Here is a 24,562-nt window from a genome sequence, read left to right as displayed (position 1 = left end):
TGCAAAATTTAAAATTAGAAATGAAAAAAGTCTTTTTGTTTATCTGCCTGTTAGGCATTTTTCCCTTTGTTGTTGCGCAGGAAGCAACCATCCAGAGTCCCGATGATGCTGTAAGATTAGAAGTTAACCTGGAGGCTGGAATACCAACCTATTCTGTTTTTTACAATAATGAAGTGGTGCTGGGAAAATCCCGGCTGGGACTAAAAACAAATATTTCAGACTATTCCGAAGGTTTAAGTTTTGAAGGGAGTAAAACCACTTCCGTAGAAAAGAGTTATGAATCCAAAAAACTTAAAGATTCAGAGATCAATTATAACGCACGTGAACTAACCACAACTTTTACCACTCAAAAAGGGCAAAAAATGGATGTGATTTTCCGGGTGAGTAATAATGACATCGCTTTTAGATACCATCTTCAAAAGTACAGCGACACCATAGCGCACGTGGTTACCAAAGAATTCACCGGATTCAATTTTCCAAATACAGCGAAAAGCTTCCTTACGCCCCAGTCCAAATCTATGGTAGGTTTTCAGCGTACCAAACCCAGTTACGAAGAGGGCTATTACTTAGATCAGGAGATTACCAAAGCTTCAGCCAATAATCTGGGATATACCTTTCCGGGATTATTTAAAACCGAAGATCACTGGGTTCTACTTTCTGAAACCGGGGTGGATGGCACTTACGTGGGTGCTCATCTCAGCGATCCAAATGCTGAAGGGGAATATACGATTGCTTTTCCCGATAGTACTGAAAATAATGATTTTGGAAGCACAGGCGCAGCCATTTCTCTTCCGTTTAGCACGCCCTGGAGAACAATTACTGTTGGAGAAAGTTTAAAGCCAATTGTAGAAACTACTATTCCTTTTGATGTGGTAGAGCCGCTTTACGAAGCCTCTCAGGAATATAAATTCGGGCGCGGGGTATGGAGTTGGATTATGTGGCAGGATGCAAGTATGAATTATGACGACCAGGTAACCTACATAGATTTCGCTGCTGAAATGGGTTATGAATACATCCTCATAGATGCGCTTTGGGATCAGAATATTGGGTACGATAGGATGGAACAGCTCATTGATTACGCCAATAGCAAGAACGTTGATGTTTTCCTGTGGTATAACTCCAATGGTGTTGCCAATGACGCCCCGATGACTCCGCGTAATAAAATGCATAGGGCCATTACCCGCAAACAGGAAATGAAGTGGTTGCAGGAAAGCGGAGTGAAGGGTTTAAAAGTGGACTTTATGGGTGGCGATAAACAAGAGACTATTCAGCTTTATGAGGATATTATGTCCGATGCTAATGACCACGGATTAATGATGATCTTTCACGGTGCCACAATTCCAAGAGGTTGGGAGGTAATATATCCTAATTTTATAAGTACTGAAGCGGTGCTTGCTTCGGAAAATCTAATGTTTAGTCAGTATGCAAACGATCAGGAAGCTCGGAGTGCTGCCATTCATCCTTTTATAAGGAATACGGTGGGAAGTATGGATTTTGGCGGTACTGTTCTAAACGAACGCTACAACCGAACCAATGACGGCGGAAACTTTAGAAGAACCTCTGATGCCTTTCAATTGGCAACAGCAGTTCTATTCCAAACACCGGTTCAATTCTTCGCTTTAACGCCGAATAATCTCAAAGACGCTCCGGAATTCGCAGTAGACTTTATGAAAAAGGTTCCTACCATCTGGGATGAAACCATTTTCATTGAAGGATACCCTGGAGAGTACAGCGTAATAGCAAGAAGGCACAAGGAGCAATGGTATATCGCCGGGATAAATGCTTTAAAAGAGGTAAAAAAGGTAAGCTTCTCCCTTCCAGAATTGGAAGGAAATACATTCAGTATTATTAATGACTCAAAAAAGGGGGAAACTGAAAAGAAAGAAATTAAACAAAAAAGAGGAAAATTTGAAGTGACCATTCAACCTCAGGGCGGATTTGTGATTACAAATTAGCACAGGTTCCTCCTCCTGTAAAATATTAAAAATGAAACAATTATTTCTCATTATCGTTTTTTTTAGCTGCATCAATCAATCGATGGCGCAGTTTTCTCAGGAGGAGCGGGATAGTATTTATCGTTTAAGTGCGCAGGATCATCAATTAATGCTGAAGGAATTAGGAATAGAATCCTTGCGGCACGGACCTTCAGGAAATCCCAACGATCCTAATGCCGCAAATTCCGATGAATCTAAAGTTGTAGATTATAACTTGCCCGACCTTTTGGTTTTTAAAGATGGACCAACAGTCACTTCAGTTTCTGAATGGGAAAAACGCAGGCAGGAGATTAAAGAAGATTTTAATGCTGAAGTCTATGGAAGACTCCCCGAAAATATCCCTACTGTAAACTGGAAAGTTGTTTCCAGAAAAGATTCAATTATTGGTGAATACCCAGTGCAGGTTGAGGAACTTCTGGGAGTGGTAGATAACTCTACCTATCCCGAAATTGACGTTGAAATCGAGATGACTCTTACTCTTCCTAAAAATACAGATAAAAAAGTGCCAGTAATCTTGAAATTCGACTGGAATTTTCCGGCAGGGTTTTTCCCTGAGCCTGAGCAGGAAAAGCCGTGGCAGGAACAATTACTGGCTCAAAATTGGGGTTACGCCAGCCTAATTCCTACAAGCTATCAAGCCGACAACGGCGCCGGACTTCGGGAGGGAATCATAGGGGTAGTGAATAAAGGAGAACCGAGAAAATTAGATGATTGGGGCGCTTTGAAAGCCTGGGCCTGGGGTGCCGGACGGGCGCTTGATTATTTTGAAAATCATTCAAAAGTTGATTCAAAAAAAGTGGCTATAGAAGGACTTTCTCGCTACGGGAAAGCTGCAATGGTTACTATGGCCTATGATGATCGTTTCGCTGTGGGATTCATAGGTTCTGCCGGCGCAGGCGGTACAAAGATCCTGCGGCGTAATTTTGGAGAACAGGTAGAGAATTTGGTCTCTACTTCCCAATATCACTGGTTTGCTCCGAATTTCATAAAATACGGAGGTCCTTTAGAAACAAAAGATCTTCCGGTAGATGCACATCATTTGATTGCGCTTGCAGCGCCGCGACCGGTTTTTATCAGTAGCGGAGATCCTAAAGTTGAAGGAAACTGGATAGACGCCAAAGGGATGTTTTTAGTCGGAGTCTACGCCAGCCCTGCTTATGAAATCTATGATGAAAAAAGGCTATCAACAACTGAATTTCCTCAAGTTGGGGAGTTTTTATCTGAAGGTAAACTCGTTTTCAGAATACACGAAGGCGGTCATACTGTAGTCCCTAACTGGCCATATTTTATAGAATTTGCCAAACCCTATTTCAAATAAAGAATATGAAAAAGAGAAATCTCCTCATTATAATTTTAAGTCTATTTATAGGAAATTCAGTCGTTGCACAACAGCAAGCTCAAAATCCTATCATCCACGCCGATGTTCCCGATGCTTCTATAATAAGGGTTGGTGACACCTATTATATGAGCAGCACCACGATGCATATGAATCCCGGGGTGCCAATTATGAAATCCAGGGATTTGGTGAACTGGGAAATAGTGAATTACGCTTACAATACTTTGGGGGATTCTGATGCCCTGAATATGGAAAATGGAGAAAATGCCTACGGGAGAGGATCCTGGGCAAGCAGCCTTCGTTACCATAACGAGAATTTTTATGTTTCCACTTTTTCGAGCACCACAGGGAAAACTTATATTTTCAAAACAAAAGATATTGGAAATGGCACTTTTGAAGAGATTTCTTTTAGTCCGTCTTTTCACGATAACACCTTATTTTTTGATGACAACGGAAAGACTTACCTCATTTGGGGTGGAGGTAAACTGAATATTGTAGAGCTTAAAGAGGATCTTTCAGGAGTGAAGGAAGGTACAGAGCGGGTTCTTATTGAGAACGCTACTGAACCTATTGGATCCAACTATATTCTTCCTGCGGAAGGCTCTCAAATATTTAAGGCTAACGGAAAGTATTACTTGTTCAATATCGCCTGGCCAAGAGACGGGATGAGAACGGTGATCATTCATCGCGCCGATAAAATTACCGGACCTTATGAAGGAAAACTCGCTTTTCAGGATAAAGGTGTGGCCCAGGGTGGATTGATCAATACGCCTCAAGGGGATTGGTTTGCCTATTTATTCCGTGATTACGGGGCAGTGGGGCGCATTCCTTACCTGGTCCCTGTAAAATGGGAAAACGGCTGGCCTGTATTAGGTGAAAATGGCAAGGTGCCTGAAACCCTGGATCTACCCGCAAATGAAGGATGGATTCCGGGAATTGTGGCCTCTGATGATTTTAACAGAGAATCAGGAGACAGAGATTTGCCTCTGGTGTGGCAATGGAACCATAATCCCCAGGATGACTACTGGTCTCTAAAAGACCGCGAAGGCTTTCTCAGGTTGACCACAGACAGGGTAGATACTTCCTTTTTAAATACCCGAAACACACTTACCCAAAGAACCATTGGTCCGAAAAGTTCTGGCATTACTAAAGTTGATCTCTCCGGAATGAAGAATGGAGATTTTGCCGGGCTTGGTTTACTTCAGAAAAATTTCGGATTTGTAGGGGCTAAAATGATAAATAATAAGAAGCACATTATTATGGTCAATGGAGCTTCCGAAGAACCCGTTGAGGTGGAAAGTATTCCTTTGAATCAGGAGGAACTTTACCTTAAAGCCGTCGGGGATTTTAAGGACAGGAAGGATACTGCAAAATTTTACTACAGCCTTGATAATGAAAACTGGAAGGCCATTGGGAACGAACTTAAAATGTCATACACCCTGCCGCACTTTATGGGCTACAGGTTTGCGCTGTTCAACTACGCCACAAAAGAAGCAGGTGGTCATGTAGATTTCGATTACTTTAAAATTGAAGCTGAAAAAAATAATTAAGATGAAACACTCAAAAATGCCGAAAACGATATCTCTTAGTCTGATTATATTTTTCTTGTCAGTAAATGCTTTTGCACAAAATCCGCTGATTATGGACCAGTTTACTGCCGATCCTACGGCAAGGGTATTTAACGGGAAACTATACGTATTTCCTTCCCACGATATTGTGCCACCAAAAGGGGAAGGCCGTGCCGAATGGTTTAATATGGCCGATTACCACGTGTTTTCTTCGGAAGATCTTACCAATTGGACAGACCACGGAAAAATCCTGGATCAAAAAGATGTTTCCTGGGCCGATCCCGAGGCTTACAGTATGTGGGCGCCTGATGCGATATCCAAAAATGACAAATTTTACTTCTATTTTCCCACCAGACTCAAAGATGCCGGAGACGGGGAAAAAGGTTTTTCCATCGGGGTAGCCATTGCCGATAAACCTGAAGGGCCTTATAAGCCACAGCCAAATCACATTCAGGGAGTAGAAGGCATAGATCCCAATGTTTTTATTGATAAAGACGGGCAGGCTTATTTATACTGGTCCCGTGGAAAAATTTATGGTGCGAAACTGAAGGATAATATGCTGGCGTTGGAGTCAGAAATAAAGACCTTCGAGGAGATCCCTCAAAAAGGGCATATTGAAGGACCTTTTGTTTTTGAAAGAAATGGCACATATTATATGACCTATCCGCACGTTGCCAATAATATTGAAAGACTGGAATATGGAACTTCAGATAATCCAATGGGACCTTTTGAACACCAGGGGGTGATTATGGATGAATCGGCTTCAGGGACCTGGACCAATCATCATTCCATCGTAAATTATAAAGATCAGTGGTACTTATTCTATCACGATAATGACCTTTCCCCCGATTTTGATAAAAACCGTTCCATTCGCGCCGATAGTTTATTCTTTGAAGGGAACGGAAACATTAAAAAAGTGATTCCAACCAAACGCGGAGTGGGAATTACCTCCAGTACTTCTGAAATTCAGATAGATCGATATAGCGCGAAAGGCAACTATGGAGCTGCTTCAGTGTTTTTAGACCGGCTTGATCCTTTCCAGGGTTGGAAAGTGGTTTTAAATAAACCTGATGCCTGGGTGAAATATAACCGGGTCGATTTTGGTGCTGAAGGTACCGAAAATGTCAGAATAAGAGCAAGATCTTTAACTGGTGGTACTGTAGCGCTGAAACTTGCAGGTGAGAACGATGAGGAGATTGCTGAAGTTACCATCCAAAAAGGTGGAAATTGGGAGGTTTTTTCGACTCCTGTAAGATCTGAAGCAACAGCTGTGCAGGATCTGCTCGTGCAACTTAAAAGTGGTGACGGAGTTGAGGTTGACTGGGTTCAATTTGAAAAATAGAAGATATGGGAATTGGTAAGATCAAAATTTCAACAAATAGTTATTCCAGTATTGGATTTTCCGTTATTTTGGGAATACTGTTTTTGATTTCACCATTTCAATCCTGGAGTCAGGGAGATTCCCAATTAAAACTCTGGTATAACGAGCCTGCTGAAAAATGGGTAGAGGCACTTCCCGTAGGAAATGGGCGATTGGGGGCAATGGTTTATGGAGATCCGCAGGAAGAGGTTATTCAGTTAAATGAAAATACCGTCTGGGCTGGTGGACCTAACCGAAACGATAATCCGGAAGCCAAAGAATATTTACCCGAAGTTCAGAAACTTCTTTTCGACGGAAAAAGTGCAGAAGCCCAGGAACTGGTAAATGAACATTTCATAAGCAAAACTTCCCACGGAATGCCTTATCAAACCGCAGGGAACCTGAACCTATCTTTTCCGAGTCACCAAAATTATACTGAATATTACCGGGAATTGGATCTGGAAACTGCGGTTACCACAACTCGCTATAAAGTTGAAGGTGTTGGATTTGAAACAAAAGTTTTCGCTTCCCATCCCGATCAGGTGATCGTGGTACAAATTACGGCAGATAAACCCGGAGCTTTAAATTTCACAGCTACGATGGATCGCCCCGAAGGTGCTGAAGTTTCAGCCAAAAATGGGACCTTAAAGCTACACGGTAGAACCAGCGATTTTGAAGGAATAGAAGGTAAGGTTGAATTCCTGGCGATCACTAAAATTCAGACTGAAGGCGGAGAAATAATTTCAGAAAGTGATGCTCTTAAAATCCAAAATGCGGATAGTGCTACGATGTATATTTCCATCGCTTCTAATTTTAAAAATTACAAGGATCTAAGTATTGATGAAGAAGCAAAAGCAGAAGAATATCTTTCAGCAATAGAAAAAAAGAAGTCCGAAGAGATCTACCAAACTCATCTGGAAGATTATCAAACCTATTTTAATCGGTTGTCCCTTAATTTAGGTGAAACCGAAGCAGCAAAATTACCAACGAATGAGAGGATCATAAATTTTAAAACCGGAAATGATCCAGCCCTTGTTTCCCTGTATTTTCAGTTTGGGCGCTATCTTTTAATTACTTCTTCCCGGCCGGGAACGCAACCCGCCAATTTGCAGGGTATCTGGAATGACCAGTTAACTCCTGCCTGGGATAGTAAATACACTGTAAATATCAATGCAGAAATGAATTACTGGCCGGCGGAGGTTACAAATTTGTCGGAATTTCACGAGCCAATGATTCAGATGGTCAAGGAGCTTTCAGAAGTCGGAAGAAAAACAGCCAAAGATATGTACGGCGCAGAAGGTTGGGTGATGCATCACAATACAGACATTTGGCGTATGACTGGTGCGATAGACGGTTCCTACTGGGGGATGTGGCCAATGGGCGGGGTCTGGCTGTCACAGCATTTGTTTGACAAATATGATTTTTCAGGAGATAAGAAATTTTTGGAGTCTGTTTATCCAATAGTAAAAGAAGCTTCTAAATTCTACCTTGATTTTATGGTTAGGGAGCCGGAAAATAACTGGTTGGTGGTATCTCCTTCCATTTCCCCGGAACACGCCCCAACCGCGCATCCGGAATCCTCATTGACTTATGGAGCTACGATGGATAATCAACTGATTTTTGACCTTTTCTCAAGAACGGCCAAAGCCTCGGAAATACTGGGAGATGATGAAGAATTTATAGCCGAATTAAATGAGAAACTTCAGGAATTGCCTCCTATGCAAATTGGAAGTTGGGGACAATTGCAGGAATGGATTAAGGACTGGGACGATCCCAATAGCGACCACAGGCACGTTTCACATTTATACGGACTTTACCCGTCCAACCAGATTTCGCCTTACCGCAATCCAGAATTATTTGAGGCTGCAAAAACTTCTTTGGTGGCCAGGGGAGATGAATCGACCGGTTGGTCTATGGGTTGGAAGGTAAACCTTTGGGCGAGATTACTGGATGGCGATCACGCGCTCAAATTGATAAAAGACCAGTTAACCCCTTCAATGCAGGAAGGCCATAGCGAAAAAGGCGGCACGTATCCCAACCTTTTTGATGCCCATCCTCCTTTTCAAATTGACGGGAATTTTGGTTGCACCGCAGGGATTGCCGAGATGCTGTTACAAAGTCACGATGGCGCCATTCATATTCTGCCTGCGCTACCTGAAGCCTGGCAGAAAGGAAAAGTTTCCGGTTTAAGAGCTCGTGGTGGCTTTGAAGTAGATATTGAATGGGATAATAACAAGCCGGAAAATGCTATTATTAAATCTCAATTAGGTGGGGTTGTTAGAATTCGGTCATATACACCGTTGGAAGGAGAAGGTTTGGAAGAAGCAACAGGTGATAACACTAATAAATTCTATAATCTCCCGGAAATTAAGCAACCGCTTATTTCAGAAGAAGCTGATTTAACACCCGTTGAAATTCAGAAGGTTTATGAATACGATTTAAAAACTTCTGAAGGTGAACAGTATACATTAAATATTAAAAAATGATTATAACCGATAAATAATAAAATTATGAAACTAAAAATTAAAATGCTCGCATTTGTAGGATTAGGGGTAATGCTTGCGCCTCAGCTTTTAAAAGCTCAAAATCCCATTATTACAGATGTTTTTACGGCAGACCCAGCACCGCTGGTTTATGACGATACGGTTTATTTATATACCAGCCACGATACGGCTTCAGTATCTTCCACCAACTACGAAATGAAGGATTGGCTGGTTTTTTCTTCGACTGATATGAAAAATTGGAAAAATCACGGACCAAAACTCTCTCCAAAAGATTTCTCCTGGGCAACCGGGGATGCCTATGCGGCTGAGGTTGCAGAAAGAGATGGTAAATTTTATTTCTATGTATCCACCTTTCATAAAGATGATGACAGGAGTAATGGAGGTGCAGCAATAGGAGTGGCAGTGGCAGATTCCCCCTTAGGCCCATTCAAGGATGCTAAAGGAGAAGCCTTAATTTATAATGAAATGACCACCGATAATCCACACGGCTGGGATGATATAGATCCTTCAGTTTTTGTGGATGATGATGGCCAGGCCTATATGTACTGGGGCAACGGTAGCCTTAAAATGGTGAAATTAAAAGATAATATGATTGAATTAGATGGGGAGATCCATTATTATAATCCAAAGAATTTTATAGAAGGACCCTGGGTTTACAAAAGAAAAGGCCTGTATTATTTAGTATATGCCAGCAAAGGAGAAGAACGCGAAAGAGTTGAATATGCTACCTCCGATAGTCCGGAAGGACCCTGGGAATACCGTGGAATACTCGCAGACAGCGCTCCCAATAGTTTTACCATTCATCCCGGTATTATCGAGTACAAAGGAAAAGATTATTTCTTTTACCATAATGGCGTATTACCAACCGGCGGAAGTTATAGACGTTCAATTACGGTAGATTATATGTATTACAATGAAGATGGTACCATTAAAAAAGTGGAACAAACAGAAGAAGGGGTAGAAGCTGTAGAATAAGTTTTACACACTGAAAGAGTAGAGAATAAATTCCTTCTAAAAAATATTAAGCACCATTCTAAATCTTAAATTATGAAACATTCATTCCTGTTATTATTAATTTTTTCAGTCTCATTTTCCTTTGCTCAAACGGAACAGGAAAAGATTGTTGAAGATTTTAAACCTTCTTCAGTAAATCAACCCGGAAAAGAATTTCCGAAGGTAAATTCAGAAGGAAGAGTTCGGGTTCAAATTGAAGCGCCCAAAGCAAATAAGGTGCAACTGGATATTGGCGGGGTAAAGTATGATCTCGAAAAAAATAAAGAAGGTGTATGGTTGGGGGAATCTGCCCCGCAGGATGAAGGTTTTCACTATTATCAGCTTAATATTGATGGCGCTTCAGTGCCAGACCCCAGTTCAAAATATTATTATGGTGCTGGTCGCTGGGGCAGTGGAATTGAAATTCCAGCGGGCGACAAAGAGTTTTATGCCCTAAAAGATGTGCCTCACGGAAACGTTTCTGAAAACTTATATTTTTCAGAAATAACTCAACAATGGAGGCGTAATTTCGTGTATACTCCACCCGGATATTTTGAAAATCTTGAAAAGAGATATCCTGTTCTTTACCTTCAACATGGAAGTTATGAAGATGAAACCGGCTGGTCCTCGCAGGGTCACGCCAACCTAATTCTGGATAATTTAATTGCTTCAGGTGATGCAGAACCTATGATTATTGTAATGGATAACGGCTATGCATACAAACCTGAGGATCTTGAAAAAGCAGGAGAGAATCGGCCAATGTCTTCTTTTGAAGAAGTGCTTATAAACGAGGTTATTCCCAAAATCGACAACAAATTTCGCACTATTTCCAATAGGGAAAACCGTGCCATTGCAGGGCTTTCAATGGGCGCAAGCCACACCATGAGTATTATTATGAATAACCTGGACCATTTCTCCTACTACGGAGGTTTTAGTGGTACTGCTAATTTTCCCGGTAATAAAAAATTGGATGCCGATACTTTTCTAAACGGTGCTTTTAGTAATGCTGAAGATATTGAAGAAAAACTGAATATGATCTTTATGAGCCTTGGGACTAAAGAAGCTGAGATTTTCTTTAAAACCGTAAATGAATTCAGGGATATGCTGGAAAAACAGGATATAGATTATACTTTTTACTCTTCCCCTGATACTGCTCATGAATGGTTAACCTGGAGAAGATCTTTATATCAATATGCCCAGTTATTATTCAATTAAAATCAATAGTATTTCAGGCTATTGATGGATATCAAGGAATGAATAAAAATCAATTTATGAATATTACAAGAACTTTATTATGCCTTGGTCTTATGCTAACTTTTAAGGCAGGTATTTCTCAAAATCCAATTGTTCAAACCAATTTCACGGCAGATCCTGCTCCAATGGTTTATAATGATAAGCTGTATTTATATACTTCTCACGACGAAGATGAGTCTACCTGGTTCACGATGAACGACTGGCGTTTATATACCACCGAAGATATGGTTAACTGGACAGATCACGGCGCAGTATTAACTTATGACGATTTTGAATGGGCAGGGAGAAATGCCTGGGCCCCACAGGCTATAGAAAGGGACGGTAAATTCTATATGTACGTGCCAATAACAAGCAGGGAAGGAAAAAATGGTATCGGCGTTGCCATAGCCGATAGTCCGTACGGACCTTTTATTGATCCACTTGGAAAACCTTTAATAAGTAACAGCCAAGATGATATAGATCCTTCAGTTTTTATTGATGACGATGGACAAGCATATTTATTTTGGGGAAATCCGGTGCCGTATTATGTAAAGTTAAATGAGGATATGATTAGCTATGAGGGTGAAATAACCCAAATTCCCAATACTACTGAAGCATTTGGTAAACGAGAAGGCGAAGAAAATACCAGGAGGCCAACAACCTATGAAGAAGGTCCCTGGCTTTATAAAAGAGATGGAATTTACTATATGTTTTTCGCGGCCGGCCCACTACCGGAGCATATTGGATATTCCACAAGTAAAAATATAACCGGGCCTTATAAATACCAGGGTGTGGTAATGCCACAAGAAGGTGGTGCTTTTACCAACCATCCCGCAACTATAGATTTTAAAGGAAATACGTATTTCTTTTATCACAATGCCGCACTCCCCGGTGGAAGCGGATTCACAAGATCTGTAGCCGTAGAACAAATGCATTTTAATGAAGATGGTTCAGTAAAGCAAATGAAAATGACCGATGGAATTGAGGAAGCTCTACAAACTTTAAACCCGTATGTTAAAAATGAAGCCGAAACTATTGCCTGGTCAGAAGGCTTAAAATCTAAAGAGAACGATTTGGTTGGAAATTTCATTGTGGCAACGCGCAATAATTCATTTTCAAAGGTTCGGGAAGTAGATTTTAGAGCACATGGTGCTTCAAACTTTGCTGCCAGGGTGGGAACCACACACAATGGAAACGTAAGTATGGAAATAAGGCTTGATTCCGTTGATGGAAAATTAATAGGAACCATAGAAGTTCCGTTAACCGGTGGTAGCGATAGGTGGGAATTGCTAACCACAGAGGTAGAAAAAGTTACCGGTGTGCACGATGTATATTTTGTATTTAAAGGCAGAGCAGCAAGTGAAATTCTGTATTTCGATTACTGGATGTTTTCAAAATAAGATTTAATAGAAAAACGATAAGAATTAATTAAAAAGTAAATAATGAAAAAAAATCAAGTTGTTTTAATCACCGCCTTTTTGGCTTTATTTGTTTTTACCGGTTGTAATGCCCAAAAAAATATTCCGGTATTTTCCAGCGTGATATACGAAGGTGATGACGATATCTATAATGAAAATCCTTTGGATTCTAATGAGTTCTACAATCCAATTTTACAGGGAATGTATCCAGATCCGGCTATTGCCCGCAAAGGTGACGATTATTATTTAGTCTCTTCATCGTTCGCGATGTTTCCGGGGGTGCCAATTTTTCATTCCAATGATTTGGTGAACTGGACCCAAATTGGTCACGTGTTAGATCGCAAATCTCAACTTAAAGTGCAGAATACCGAAATTAGTCTGGGAATTTTTGCGCCAGATATTCGCTACAATCCGAATAACGATACGTTCTATATGATCACCACACAATTTGCCGGCGGTTTTGGTAATATAGTAGTTAAAAGCCAGGATCCTAAAGAGGGATGGAGTGATCCTATTAAATTAGATTTTGCGGGAATAGATCCTGCAATCTTTTTTGATGACGACGGGAAGGCTTATGTAACTCATAACGATGCACCAACTGAAGGAGAAGAATTATACCAGGGACATCGCGTGATTAAAATATGGGAATACGATGTAGAAAACGACCAGGTAATAGAAGGCACCGATAAAATTATTGTGAATGGCGGAGTAGACCTTTCTAAAAAGCCAATCTGGATTGAAGCACCGCATATTTATAAAAAAGACGGTCGGTATTATTTAATGTGTGCTGAAGGTGGTACCGGTGGTTGGCATAGCGAAGTAATTTTTGTAAGCGATAAGCCAATGGGGCCTTACGAGCCTGCACCCAGCAATCCTATTTTAACGCAGCGTCATTTTCCAAAAGACAGGGAGAATAAAGTAGACTGGGTAGGACACGCCGACTTGGTAGTTGGTCCAGATGATAAATACTACGGAGTATTTTTAGGAATACGCCCCAATGAAAAAGATAGGGTAAATACCGGGAGGGAAACTTTTATTCTACCCGTAGATTGGTCTGGTGAATTTCCGGTTTTTGAAAACGGTTTGGTTCCCATGGAGCCAAAACTTAAAATGCCGGAAGGTGTAGAAAATAAGACCGGCGAGGGAGATTTTTTCCCTAATGGTAACTTTACCTATACCGAAGATTTTACTTCAGAAAAACTCGATTATCGTTGGATAGGTTTAAGAGGTCCGCGTGAAGATTTTATGGAGATAACTAAAAATGGAGTGAAAATAAATCCTTTTGACGTTAATATTAAGGAAGTAAAACCTACATCTACGCTTTTCCACCGTCAGCAGCATAAAGATTTTTCCTTTACAACTACCATGAATTATAAACCTAAGTCTGAAAAAGATTTAGCCGGAATTACAGCTTTACAAAGTGAAAGTTTCAATTATGTATTCGGTTTAACCAAAAAAGATAATAAAGATTATTTAGTATTAGAAAGAACAGAAAAAGGTTCTTCTAAAATTTTAGCCACTAAAGAAATAGAATTCAAAGGAGAAATTCAGCTTAGAATAGAGGCTGATGGAGATGACTATAAATTCAGTTATGCTATAAATGGGGACGATTTTGAGAATTTAGGAGGTACTGTTTCAGGCGATATATTATCTACCAATGTGGCCGGTGGTTTTACCGGGACTCTTATAGGTTTATATGCAACCTCGGCAAACGATGTGGTTCCTGAGGAATAGGGAATTTCGTAATTCAAATTTTAAACACGAGAAAAAATGATAAAAAAGTTTTATATACCTGTATTGTGCATTTTTTGTCTGCTGTTTTTTACAGCAGATATAATTGCACAAAATTGTGATGAAGAAGTAGAAGGTCCTCGTGGAAAAATGGAGCCCTGGACTAAGGGAGCCTGGGAAACCGGGGAATATAGAAACCTATTTTTAGAAGCCGGTTATTCTCAAGCCGCCATTGATGCAAAGCTGAAAAAGGCTTTTTACGATGTCTTTGAAGGCCCAAATAGGGTGTATTTTGAAGTAGAAGATTCCCTGGCATATGTATCTGATCTTAAAAATAAAGATGCGCGTACCGAAGGACTTTCTTACGGATTAATGGTGGCGGTTCAGTTTGATAAAAAAGAAGTTTTTGACAAATTGTGGCGCTGGACGGTGAAATATATGCAGCACCAGGAAGGACCCAGTGAAGCTTATTTTGCCTGGAGTGTAGATCCAAAAACGGGAAAAAAGAATGCCGAAGGATCGGCTTCAGATGGGGAATTATTCTTTGTAACTGCACTGCTTTTCGCTTCTAATCTTTGGGGAAATGACACCGGGATAGATTATTACGCCGAAGCCAGGAGAATTCTGGATGCTATGTGGAGCAAAGATGGTACTAATGGCGTTAGGAATGTACTCAATGAAGAACATAAACAAATAACCTTTGTTCCGCACGATGGCGGATATGACTGGACGGACCCTTCTTATCATGTGCCGGCTTTCTTTGAGATTTGGGCAGAATATGCCAATGATGGTCGGGAGGAATTTTACAGGGCAACTGCCGATACAGCAAGGGTTTTTCTTCATCGCGCCACTCATCCCGAAACCGGTTTAACTCCAGATTATGCTGAATTTAGCGGAGAACCTCATAGTCGAGGAAAAATGGGGGATGCATTTAGATATGATTCCTGGCGTGTGCCTTTTAATATTGCAATGGATTATAGCTGGTTTGCTAAAGACAGGGAATGGCAGCAACAATATGCACACCGATTCCAAAATTTCCTGTACTGTGAGGGGCTGGAAACTTATGTAGATCAATATAATATAGATGGCTCAACTCCAGATTGGATACTTCCTGCGGGAGGTTTTCAGAAGTTAAGGCATTCTCTTGGCCTTGTTTCTACTGCTGCTACAGCTTCTTTAATGACTACCCATCCCAAAGGCTGGAAGTTTGTAGATGAAATTTGGGACGCAAAATTAGAACCTTACGAAGATGGCTATTTTGATCCTTATTTTGATGGGCTGCTCTACCTGTTTAGCCTTATGCAATTAAGTGGTAATTACCAGATCATAACTCCCCAAGCAAACTAATCTGATTAATAAGCTAAAATATGAAAGCAATATATTTTTTAATAGCACTTCTAATAACCGGGACAGTTGGTTTTGCACAGGATTCCAATTTTCACGTGTATTTAAGTTTTGGTCAGTCCAATATGGAAGGGCACGCCAAATTTGTATCTCAGGATACAATAGGAAATGAAAGATTCCAGGTGCTGCAAAGTGTAGATTGTCCCGAATTGGGACGTGAAGCAGGAAAATGGTATACCGCAGTTCCGCCTTTGTCAAGGTGCGATACCGGTTTAACCCCTACCGATTATTTTGGCAGAACTATGATTCAAAATCTACCGGAAAATGTAAAAGTTGGGGTAATTAATGTTGCGGTTGGAGGATGTAAAATTGAATTATTCGATAAAGAAAATCATAAAGAATATGTGGACAATGCTCCCGATTGGATGCTGCCGGCCATTAATAAATACAACGGAAATCCTTATGGACATTTAGTAGATCTCGGAAAAAAAGCTCAGGAAAAGGGGGTGATTAAAGGAATACTTTTACACCAGGGAGAATCTAATACCGGCGATGAAGAGTGGCCCGAAAAAGTGAAGGTTGTTTATGAGAATTTATTGAAAGACCTGAGTTTAAATGCTAAGGAAGTTCCGCTAATAGCCGGAGAAATGGTTTCAGAAGAACAGGACGGCAAATGTGCCAGTATGAATAAGATACTCGCAAAGCTTCCACAGAAAATTCCCAACGCGCACATCGTTTCTTCTGAAGGTTGTGAAGGGGTGGATGATGGTTTACATTTTTCAGCAGCAGGATATAGGGAATTGGGGGAGCGTTATGCCGAAAAAATGCTTCCGCTTTTGAAGTAATTGATAACTATTTAAACTATTTGTACTATGAAAAAAATCAGTACGCTATTAATTTTTCTCCTGATGTTAGGACTTTCTTCATCGGCGCAGGAGATTTCCAAAGAAATGCCTCAGGGTTTTGATGAGGAACGCACAGGCATTGCCACCGGGAAAATTGACACAATTAGTTATGCTTCCAAAACGGTTGGAAATACGCGAAAAGCATTAATTTATACTCCACCGGGTTTTTCAAAAGAAAAGAAGTATCCTGTGTTATACTTGCTTCACGGTATTGGTGGGGATGAAAAAGAATGGCTGAAAGGAGCTAATCCGCAGGTAATTCTTGATAATCTTTATGCTGAAAACAGGCTTCAACCGATGCTGGTGGTAATGCCTAACGGAAGAGCGATGAAAAACGACCGTGCCGAAGGGAATATCTTTGCGCCGGATAAAATTGAAGCTTTTAGCCGTTTTGAAAGTGATTTATTAAATGACCTGATTCCTTTTATTGAAAAGAATTATCCGGTGCTGACAGATCGTGAGAATAGAGCTATTGCGGGGCTTTCTATGGGTGGTGGTCAATCCCTGAATTTTGGTCTTGGCAATCTCGATAAATTTGCCTGGGTGGGAGCTTTTTCAGCTGCACCCAACACCAAAGAACCTGAAGTGCTGCTACCAAATCCCCAGGAAGCCAAAGAAAAACTTGAGCTACTTTTTATTTCTTGTGGGGATAAGGATGATCTTATTAACATCAGTCAGCGTACTCATAATTATCTCTTTCAGAAAGGAGTGTCGCACATCTATTATCTGGAGCCCGGTGGGCACGATTTTAAAGTCTGGAAGAACGGGCTTTATATGTTTAGCCAATTTTTATTTAAACCGGTAGATGAATCATCTTTCTCAGAATACACGGTTTTAGGAACTCCTGCTTCAACAAATATTCGTTCTGCTGATTATCCGCAGATTTTGCCGGACAATCGCGTAAGCTTCCGTATAAATGCTCCGGAAGCAAAGAAGGTCCAAATTGATCTCGGGAAAAAATACGATATGGAAAAAGATTCCAGCGGAGCCTGGACGGTTACTACTGATTCTATAGGTCAGGGATTTCATTATTATTCTTTGGTAATAGACGATGTAGCAGTAGCCGATCCTGCCAGCGAAACCTTTTACGGAATGGGTAGAATGGCAAGCGGAATTGAAATTCCATCCCGGGAGGGAGAATTTTATGCTCTAAAAGATGTACCGCACGGGGATGTACGGATTAAACGCTATTTTTCAGAAGTAACTAATAGCTGGCGCAGAATGTATGTTTACGCTCCTCCGGGTTACGACGCTTCAAATGAAGATTACCCGGTGTTATATTTACTGCACGGTGGAGGTGAGGACGAACGTGGCTGGTCTACCCAGGGACGTGCCGATTTGATTCTGGATAACCTTATTGCCGAAAACAAAGCTGAACCTATGCTGGTGGTAATGATGGATGGAAATTTAGGATCCCGTAATTCTTTTCAGCAATCACTTCAAACTTTTGAGCAGGAGCTGAAACAGGCTGTAATTCCATTTGTAGAAAATAATTATCGTGTAGCACCGGGGGCTGAAAACCGGGCTTTGGCCGGGCTTTCCATGGGCGGCCTTCAAACCTTATATGCTGGTATTCGAAATACCGATCTATTTTCTCATTTAGGAGTTTTTAGCTCCGGCTGGTTTACAGACAATCCAGAACTTACCAGGCCGGAATATGCTTTTATGAAAGAAAATGCCGCTAAAATTAATAACAATCTTAAATCTTTCTGGATTGCTATGGGTGGTGAAGAAGATATAGCTTATAACAATAATAAAGCGATGATGGCCAAATTTGATGAGATGGGAATAAAGTATGATTATAGTGAATATCCCGGCGGCCATACCTGGCCAGTGTGGCGCCACAACCTTTATTCTTTTGCACCGCTGTTGTTCAAATAAGAAGATTTTTCTGGATAGGCTAATCTAATTATTAACATTTAAAATACTTATTATGAAACACTATAAATTAATACTCGTTCTAAGCTTAGCCTATTTGTTTCACCCTGGAATTGCACAGAGTCAAGGGAGGAACAATGAGGAAGAGTTTAAACCCTCCCCGGTAAATCAGCCGGGTAGTGAATATCCTATGGTTAACGAGAAAGGACAGGTTCGCACACAAATATCTGCTCCTGAAGCCCAAAAGGTTCAATTGGATATTGGCGGGGTGAAATACGATATGGAAAAAGATGAAGAAGGAGTGTGGACAGGTGAATCGGCACCGCAGGATGTAGGTTTTCACTATTATCAGTTAAACATAGATGGAGCTTCTGTGTCCGATCCCGGGAGTCTATATTTTTATGGAGCAAATCGCTGGGGAAGCGGTATTGAAGTGCCGGCTCAAGATCAGGAATTCTTTGCTTTAAAAAATGTTCCGCACGGTAAGGTTGAACAAATCCTTTTTCCGTCAAAAAGTACCGATACTTCGCGGCGAGCTTTTGTTTATACACCACCCGAGTATGATTTGGAACCACAGAAAGACTATCCGGTTTTATATTTACAACACGGGTATGGCGAAAATGAGACTTCCTGGCCCAATCAGGGGCGTGCCAACCTTATTATAGATAACCTGCTGGCGGAAGGAAAAACAAAACCTTTTATCATAGTGATGACCTATGGCATGACCAACGAAATAGAATTTGGAGGTTTAGAAGACTTCGATATCAAGCCTTTTCAAACGGTGTTGGTAAACGAATTAATTCCTTATATAGATACTCATTACAGAACAAAAGCCAATAAGGAAAACCGTGCAATGGCTGGCCTTTCTATGGGAGCTTTTGAAACAAAACTTATAACCCTAAACAAGCCTGATGTGTTTTCTCACTACGCTCTGTTTAGTGGAGGTATTTATGAACCGAAGGAACTCGAGGATAGAACCAAGCCTGAATTAATTTTTATTAGTACCGGCAGTAAGGAAAGACCTGATGCCGTAAAAAGTGCAGTTTCTGAATTGCAAAAGGAAGGTTTTAATGCGGTTTCATACGTTTCTGAGGGAACAGCGCACGAATTCCATACCTGGCGTCGTAGCTTACACCAGCTCGCTCCGTTGTTATTTCAAGCTGAGGATTAAATTATTGACTCTTTTTTAAAGTTAATTAAGCGTGTTTTTGCTTTTGCCGGTAATTTGTTGGAGGCATTCCATACAAATCTTTAAACCTGGTTGAAAATTTTGACGTGCTGGAAAAACCAACCGCGTAGGCTACTTCAGCTATATTAATATTTTTGGAAATCAGTAAATTGGCAGCTTCTTTCAGCCTGATATTTGTGATTAATTCTCCAGCCGATTGGTTGGTGAGCTGTTTTAATTTACGATAAAGATGAACCCGACTTATACCTAATTCTGAAGCAACCATTTCTACATTTAAATTTGGATTGCTTATATTATTATTCACAACTTCCATAAATTTTTCAACCAGGGTTTCATCACCAGATTTTAAATCTATATGCTTAATTTTCTCTTCGTGTAATTGGTTTCCGGAATAAGTGTTCTTTAAAACATTTCTGTTTTTAATGAGATTTTTTACCGTCTTTTTTAAGATATCTATATTAAAGGGTTTGTTGATATAAGCATCTGCACCTATTTCCAGCCCTTCCAGGTTAGTTTCCTTATCGGTTTTACCCGTTAAAAGAATTACAGGGATATGATTGGTATGAATATTTTTTTTGATTTTTCGCGTAAGCGTTATACCGTCCATTTCGGGCATTACTACATCACTAATTATTAAAGCGGGAGCGTTTTTAATCACCTCGGGAAGAGCTAATTTTCCGTTTTCTTTTTTTATAATGTTGTAATGGTTTTGTAATTCTATAGCGATATAATTTCTTATTTCATCATCATCATCAACTATTAAAACGGTAGGTTTATTCTTTTCTGAAGGACTTTTTACTTCCTCTCTATTAGGAATAATATGTATGGCATGAGTTTCTTTGTTAGGATATGAAGTGGCAGAAGTTTCTTCAGCAATCATACTTTTTTTTAAATGGCTTTTTCCCAAGGGTGCGCTAATTATAAACTTACAACCTTCCTGGTTCTTATTATTTTCAACTTTAACGGTGCCGTGGTGAAGTTCGGCTATAGATTTGGTTAAATGCAGGCCTATTCCTGTACCTTCAAACTGTCTGCTTTCATTATTAGAGACCTGGTAGAAACGGTTAAAGACGTTATTTAGTTCACTTTCCTTGATGCCAACGCCGTTATCTTTTACGCTAATGTAAAATTGGTTCTTTTTTTCATGAGTGCCTATATTCACTTCAATAGTCCCATTTTGGGGAGTGAATTTTATAGCATTGGAAATTAAATTCTGAATTATCTTATCAAAATGATTTGGATCTATATAAGCTGTTATTTCTGAATCTGGATGATTAATCTCGAATTTGACTCCGTGACTTTCAATCTGGTCGTCAAAAAGTGAAGTTATAGATTTTACAAAACCTATTATTTCAGTTTTTTGAAATTTCAATTCAATTTTTCCCTGGTCAAATTTTCGGGCATTAATTAATTGGTTTAAAAGATGCAAAATCCGCTCAGAATTTCGCTCCATAATTTTATAGAGCTTTTGGCGATCTTCTTCGGTATCGGATTTTATAAGTTTTTTTAACGGATTTATAATTAAGGAAATTGGGGTTTTTATATCGTGAGAAATATTAGTTAAAAATTGCAGCTTAGCTTCATTAATCTGTTCTGCGCGTAAATGTTCCTGTAACTCATTCTTTGTTTTACGTCGCTGTAATATTTCCTGCACTATAACATAAGAAATAACAATAAGCAGTAATAAATAGCCTAATTTGGCCCAGCTTGAAAAATACCAGGGCGGGTGAATAATTATGCTAAGTTCCTGCTCGTTGGAGTATTCTCCATAATCTTTAGCTCTTACTTTAAAATTATAGGTCCCAGGTTCAAGGTTATTAAAGGTTACGGTATTCATCCCAGGCCTTAATTTTATCCAGTTTTCTGAATTAAGGGAATAAGAATACGTAATCCACTGCTGGTTTTTGAATGCAAACGAAGAAAATTCAATACTAAAATCGTTATCGTTATGAGCCAGTTCAATAGTATCAGCATCAGTAATTGCTTTTTCTATTATGGAATAAGAACCAGATTTCATTCCTTTTTTTACCGGTTCGTCTTGAAGATAAAATCCTGTAATTCTTAAATCTACATCACTTCCTTTTGAAGTTATTTCTGAAGGATCAAAAAAAGTGATACCGTTGGTGCTTCCAAAATATAGGCGACCATTAGCTTCAGCATAAGACGCGTTTTTATTGAATTCATTTCCCTGAAGCCCATCCCGGAAATAGTAATTTTTAAACTCTTTGGTTTGAAGTTCGAATTTTGAAATACCATTATTGGTACTTATCCACAAATTATTATTGCTGTCTTCCTCTATCGCGCTTATTACATCACTGGGAAGGCCTTGCTCCATAGTGTAGTTTTGGGTAATAGTATCGTTATGTGGTTTGTAAAATAAACCTTCAGAAGTTCCAATCCATAAATTATTTTCTTCATCTTCATATAGGCTGTAAACAATTTTATTGGTTAAGATATGGTTTTCACCTTTTTGGTTCAGGTAGCTATTTTTCTCTAAATCCAGGGTGGCAAGCCCATCATAAGTACCTATATAAAGCTTATTGGTATTAGATAGGAGTAAGCAGTTAATCCATTTATTGTATAACTGGTCAAAAGGGGCTCCATTTTCAATAACATTACGGTTTGTGCTTTCTTTGGTTTCAAGATTATAAGAATAAAGTCCGTATCCCAGGGTACCAATCCAAAGATTTTTCTTGCTATCTTCAGTAATATTATAGACGCGTTCTACGGTATTATTTTTGTCGTCTTTAAAAGGCTCAATATATTTTAAATCCTGCGTTTCCCTATTTACTTTTGCGAGACCGTTAAGGTACGTGCCAATCCATAATTCATTTTCGGAATCCTGGAAAATGCTCATAATACTCGCCGATCCCTGTATCCCATTTTGACCTAAATGAAAACGCTGTTTTTTATCTTCGGTTACACCATATAATCCGTCCCCATCGGTACCTACCCACAAAATCTTTTGCCTGTCCTTAAATATAGATACCACGCTGTTGGAACCTATAATGTTGTTTTTTACCGATTGATAGCCTATATAATTAAAATTATTGGCCTTATCTGGAATTAGTAAAACTCCTTTTTGATAAATACCGAGCCAAAGATTATCGGCTTTATCCTGCATTATAGAGTGAATTTTAGTTTTCTTAAAATCGAAATTAGCAATGCTAAAATCGTTCACACTCATTTTTTCTCTTACAGGATCATAGATCTTTAAACCCATCCCATCTGTACCCACAAAAATTTCATTCTCTTTATTTACAAAAAGTGTTTTTACCGGTAGATTTTTAGAGTCTTCTATAAATTTAAAATTATCTTTTTCACGGTTATATTTAAACAGGCCCGCACTCAAACTCCCCACGTACAAATTCCCATTTTGATCTTGAGTAATACTGGAAATTTGAGTTTCATAATCATTTTCATTAAAATACTCGGTGATTTTACCTTCGCGCGTTATTTTAAATAGCCCTTTATCCTGGCTTATGGCCCATAGATTTTCATTTCTATCTTCAAAAATTTTTTCAAGAAACGAAGTGGGAACCATCTCGGGAAACTTCCTAGCAACAGGTTTACCATTCTCCTGGCTTAATTTTAAAATGCCCTGCCCAGAAGTTCCTATTAAAATTTCTCCATTTTCTCTTTCAAGCATAGTGGTAACGTGCGCGGGATAGGCAGAACTATCTTCCGTTAAGAGAGGAATTTCATGGAATTCTTCAGTAGCGTGGTCAAAATATTGTAAACCATTAAAAAAACCGAAATATAAAACACCCTCACTATCCTGAAATATGGACTTTACATAATTGTTTAAGATTGAAGTAGAATCTTCCCGTTCTTGTTTATAAATTGAAAATTTGGCCCCATCGTACCTGTCTAAACCATCTTCGGTGGCAATCCAAATATAGCCTTTGCTATCCTGAAAGATTTGATTAATTAAACTACTGGAAAGTTCTGCATCTGTAGAAAATAGATTTCCTACCTGCCCATAATTGAAGAGTGGAGATAATAGAAGGATGGTTAATAATAAATAGCATCTATTTAAACAGGCTACTTTAAAATTGGGTGCTTTCATATAGACCTCATCGTAATTTTTAGGGTGTAGAACTTTTTTAGAATAATTAATTATTGAAATTTTTCATTAAAACTGGCGCAGCATAAAAAACTTATGGTTTGTATGACCACAAGTTATAATTTTTTTCTTAAATTAGCAATCTATTAGAGATTTATAAAAATTACGCCCCAATAAATACTTATTTTCATCCTTTTGGGAGAAAAGTTTTAATTTCAATTTTACGGTTGATTATTCATTAAGTTCGATAAAACTACTCTCAAAAGGATTTTTTATTGAAAATATTTAGAAAAAAATATTGGGTAGTATTTGCTAAATCATAGTTTAAAAGAAAAACCTTCTTCCACTTTCTGCTGATATTTTTCGGCATCAAACTGGTATAAAAAAGAACCCTTCCGGGAAGAATTCATATCTTTTTCTTCCAGTTTAATTAAAATATCTAAAGCATTGATTTTATTGATAAAATTGCGTTTATCCAGCTTTTCTCCAAGTATAGATTCATAAAGTTTTTGAAGCTGGCGCATCGTAAATTTTTCGGGTAGAAGTTCAAAACCAATTGGCTTTTTAGAAGTTTTGTAGCGTAACCTTTTTATAGCTTTGGTAATCATTTCAGAATGGTCAAAAATAAGCTCGGGAAGTTCTGTGACGCTAAACCATTTGGCCGAATATTTATCAATTAGAGCCTTGTCATGCTCTTTAATATTAATAAGGGCAAAATAGGCTACCGATATGGTTCTTTCTGCAGGATCCCGGTCTACTTCACTAAAAGCGTACAACTGCTCCATGTAAATTTGTTCAATTCCGGTTAGTTGATAAAGGATACGGTTAGCAGCGATATTAAGGTTTTCGTGTCTTTTAAGAAAACCTCCCATCAAAGACCATTTTCCTTTTTCGGGTTCAAAATTTCTTTTAATAAGAAGAATTTTTAAATCTTCCTCATCAAAACCAAATATTATACAATCTACTGCCAGAAGAACTTTGTCTTCTAATTGGTATTTCTGAACCATTTTTTACCTGAAATTTAAAACCGAAACGCGGCCATG

General features: G+C 39.2%; 15 protein-coding genes. 13 read left to right on the top strand and 2 right to left on the bottom strand.

The window, feature by feature from the left end; translation table 11 throughout:
• The first annotated feature begins 20 nt into the window (after positions 1 to 20).
• From B4F31_RS01955 to B4F31_RS01895, 13 genes are all read left to right on the top strand, one after another.
• Positions 21 to 1,955 (top strand): glycoside hydrolase family 97 protein, encoded by a 1,935-nt coding sequence (locus B4F31_RS01955; RefSeq protein ID WP_286760492.1) that lies wholly within the window; start codon positions 21 to 23, stop codon positions 1,953 to 1,955.
• 31 nt (positions 1,956 to 1,986) lie between these two features.
• Positions 1,987 to 3,312, top strand: coding sequence for an acetylxylan esterase (locus B4F31_RS01950; protein WP_286760491.1), 1,326 nt, complete (start codon positions 1,987 to 1,989; stop codon positions 3,310 to 3,312).
• Positions 3,313 to 3,317: 5 nt separating this feature from the next.
• Complete coding sequence (locus B4F31_RS01945) at positions 3,318 to 4,880, top strand: glycoside hydrolase 43 family protein (RefSeq protein WP_286760490.1); 1,563 nt, start codon at positions 3,318 to 3,320, stop codon at positions 4,878 to 4,880.
• Positions 4,881 to 4,971: 91 nt separating this feature from the next.
• Positions 4,972 to 6,240 (top strand): family 43 glycosylhydrolase, encoded by a 1,269-nt coding sequence (locus B4F31_RS01940; RefSeq protein ID WP_245764339.1) that lies wholly within the window; start codon positions 4,972 to 4,974, stop codon positions 6,238 to 6,240.
• Between the two features lie 5 nt (positions 6,241 to 6,245).
• The gene (locus B4F31_RS01935; RefSeq protein ID WP_286760489.1) at positions 6,246 to 8,744 is read left to right on the top strand and encodes a glycoside hydrolase family 95 protein; all 2,499 of its coding nucleotides are present in this window, start codon (positions 6,246 to 6,248) and stop codon (positions 8,742 to 8,744) included.
• 24 nt (positions 8,745 to 8,768) lie between these two features.
• Complete coding sequence (locus B4F31_RS01930) at positions 8,769 to 9,737, top strand: glycoside hydrolase family 43 protein (protein ID WP_286760488.1); 969 nt, start codon at positions 8,769 to 8,771, stop codon at positions 9,735 to 9,737.
• A 72-nt stretch (positions 9,738 to 9,809) separates the two neighbouring features.
• Positions 9,810 to 10,970 (top strand): alpha/beta hydrolase-fold protein, encoded by a 1,161-nt coding sequence (locus B4F31_RS01925; RefSeq protein ID WP_286760487.1) that lies wholly within the window; start codon positions 9,810 to 9,812, stop codon positions 10,968 to 10,970.
• A gap of 56 nt (positions 10,971 to 11,026) precedes the next feature.
• Positions 11,027 to 12,388, top strand: coding sequence for a glycoside hydrolase family 43 protein (locus tag B4F31_RS01920; protein WP_245764338.1), 1,362 nt, complete (start codon positions 11,027 to 11,029; stop codon positions 12,386 to 12,388).
• Between the two features lie 42 nt (positions 12,389 to 12,430).
• On the top strand, positions 12,431 to 14,140 hold the full coding sequence (locus B4F31_RS01915; RefSeq protein WP_286760486.1) for a glycoside hydrolase family 43 protein: 1,710 nt from the start codon (positions 12,431 to 12,433) through the stop codon (positions 14,138 to 14,140).
• A 36-nt stretch (positions 14,141 to 14,176) separates the two neighbouring features.
• On the top strand, positions 14,177 to 15,484 hold the full coding sequence (locus tag B4F31_RS01910; protein WP_286760485.1) for a glycosyl hydrolase family 8: 1,308 nt from the start codon (positions 14,177 to 14,179) through the stop codon (positions 15,482 to 15,484).
• A 20-nt stretch (positions 15,485 to 15,504) separates the two neighbouring features.
• On the top strand, positions 15,505 to 16,326 hold the full coding sequence (locus B4F31_RS01905; protein ID WP_286760484.1) for a sialate O-acetylesterase: 822 nt from the start codon (positions 15,505 to 15,507) through the stop codon (positions 16,324 to 16,326).
• A gap of 27 nt (positions 16,327 to 16,353) precedes the next feature.
• Positions 16,354 to 18,267 carry an alpha/beta hydrolase-fold protein gene (locus B4F31_RS01900; protein WP_286760483.1) on the top strand — a complete coding sequence of 638 codons (1,914 nt, stop codon included), beginning with the start codon at positions 16,354 to 16,356 and terminating at the stop codon, positions 18,265 to 18,267.
• A gap of 52 nt (positions 18,268 to 18,319) precedes the next feature.
• Complete coding sequence (locus B4F31_RS01895) at positions 18,320 to 19,435, top strand: alpha/beta hydrolase-fold protein (RefSeq protein ID WP_093303416.1); 1,116 nt, start codon at positions 18,320 to 18,322, stop codon at positions 19,433 to 19,435.
• Positions 19,436 to 19,460: 25 nt separating this feature from the next.
• Here the strand turns inward: B4F31_RS01895 and B4F31_RS01890 are convergent, their stop codons facing one another.
• Both B4F31_RS01890 and B4F31_RS01885 read right to left on the bottom strand, forming a co-directional pair.
• Positions 19,461 to 23,522, bottom strand: a complete 4,062-nt coding sequence (locus B4F31_RS01890) for a hybrid sensor histidine kinase/response regulator transcription factor (RefSeq protein ID WP_286760482.1) — start codon at positions 23,520 to 23,522, stop codon at positions 19,461 to 19,463.
• A 314-nt stretch (positions 23,523 to 23,836) separates the two neighbouring features.
• Positions 23,837 to 24,526: an NUDIX hydrolase gene (locus B4F31_RS01885; protein WP_075325809.1), complete on the bottom strand. Its 690-nt coding sequence runs from the start codon at positions 24,524 to 24,526 to the stop codon at positions 23,837 to 23,839.
• Between the last annotated feature and the right edge of the window lie 36 nt (positions 24,527 to 24,562).

This window comes from Salegentibacter sp. UBA1130, from assembly GCF_002311535.1.
GTDB classification, from domain to species: domain Bacteria; phylum Bacteroidota; class Bacteroidia; order Flavobacteriales; family Flavobacteriaceae; genus Salegentibacter; species Salegentibacter agarivorans.
The sequence above is the reverse complement of the archived record's forward strand: the minus strand, read 5'-3'. Positions and strand labels throughout refer to the sequence as shown.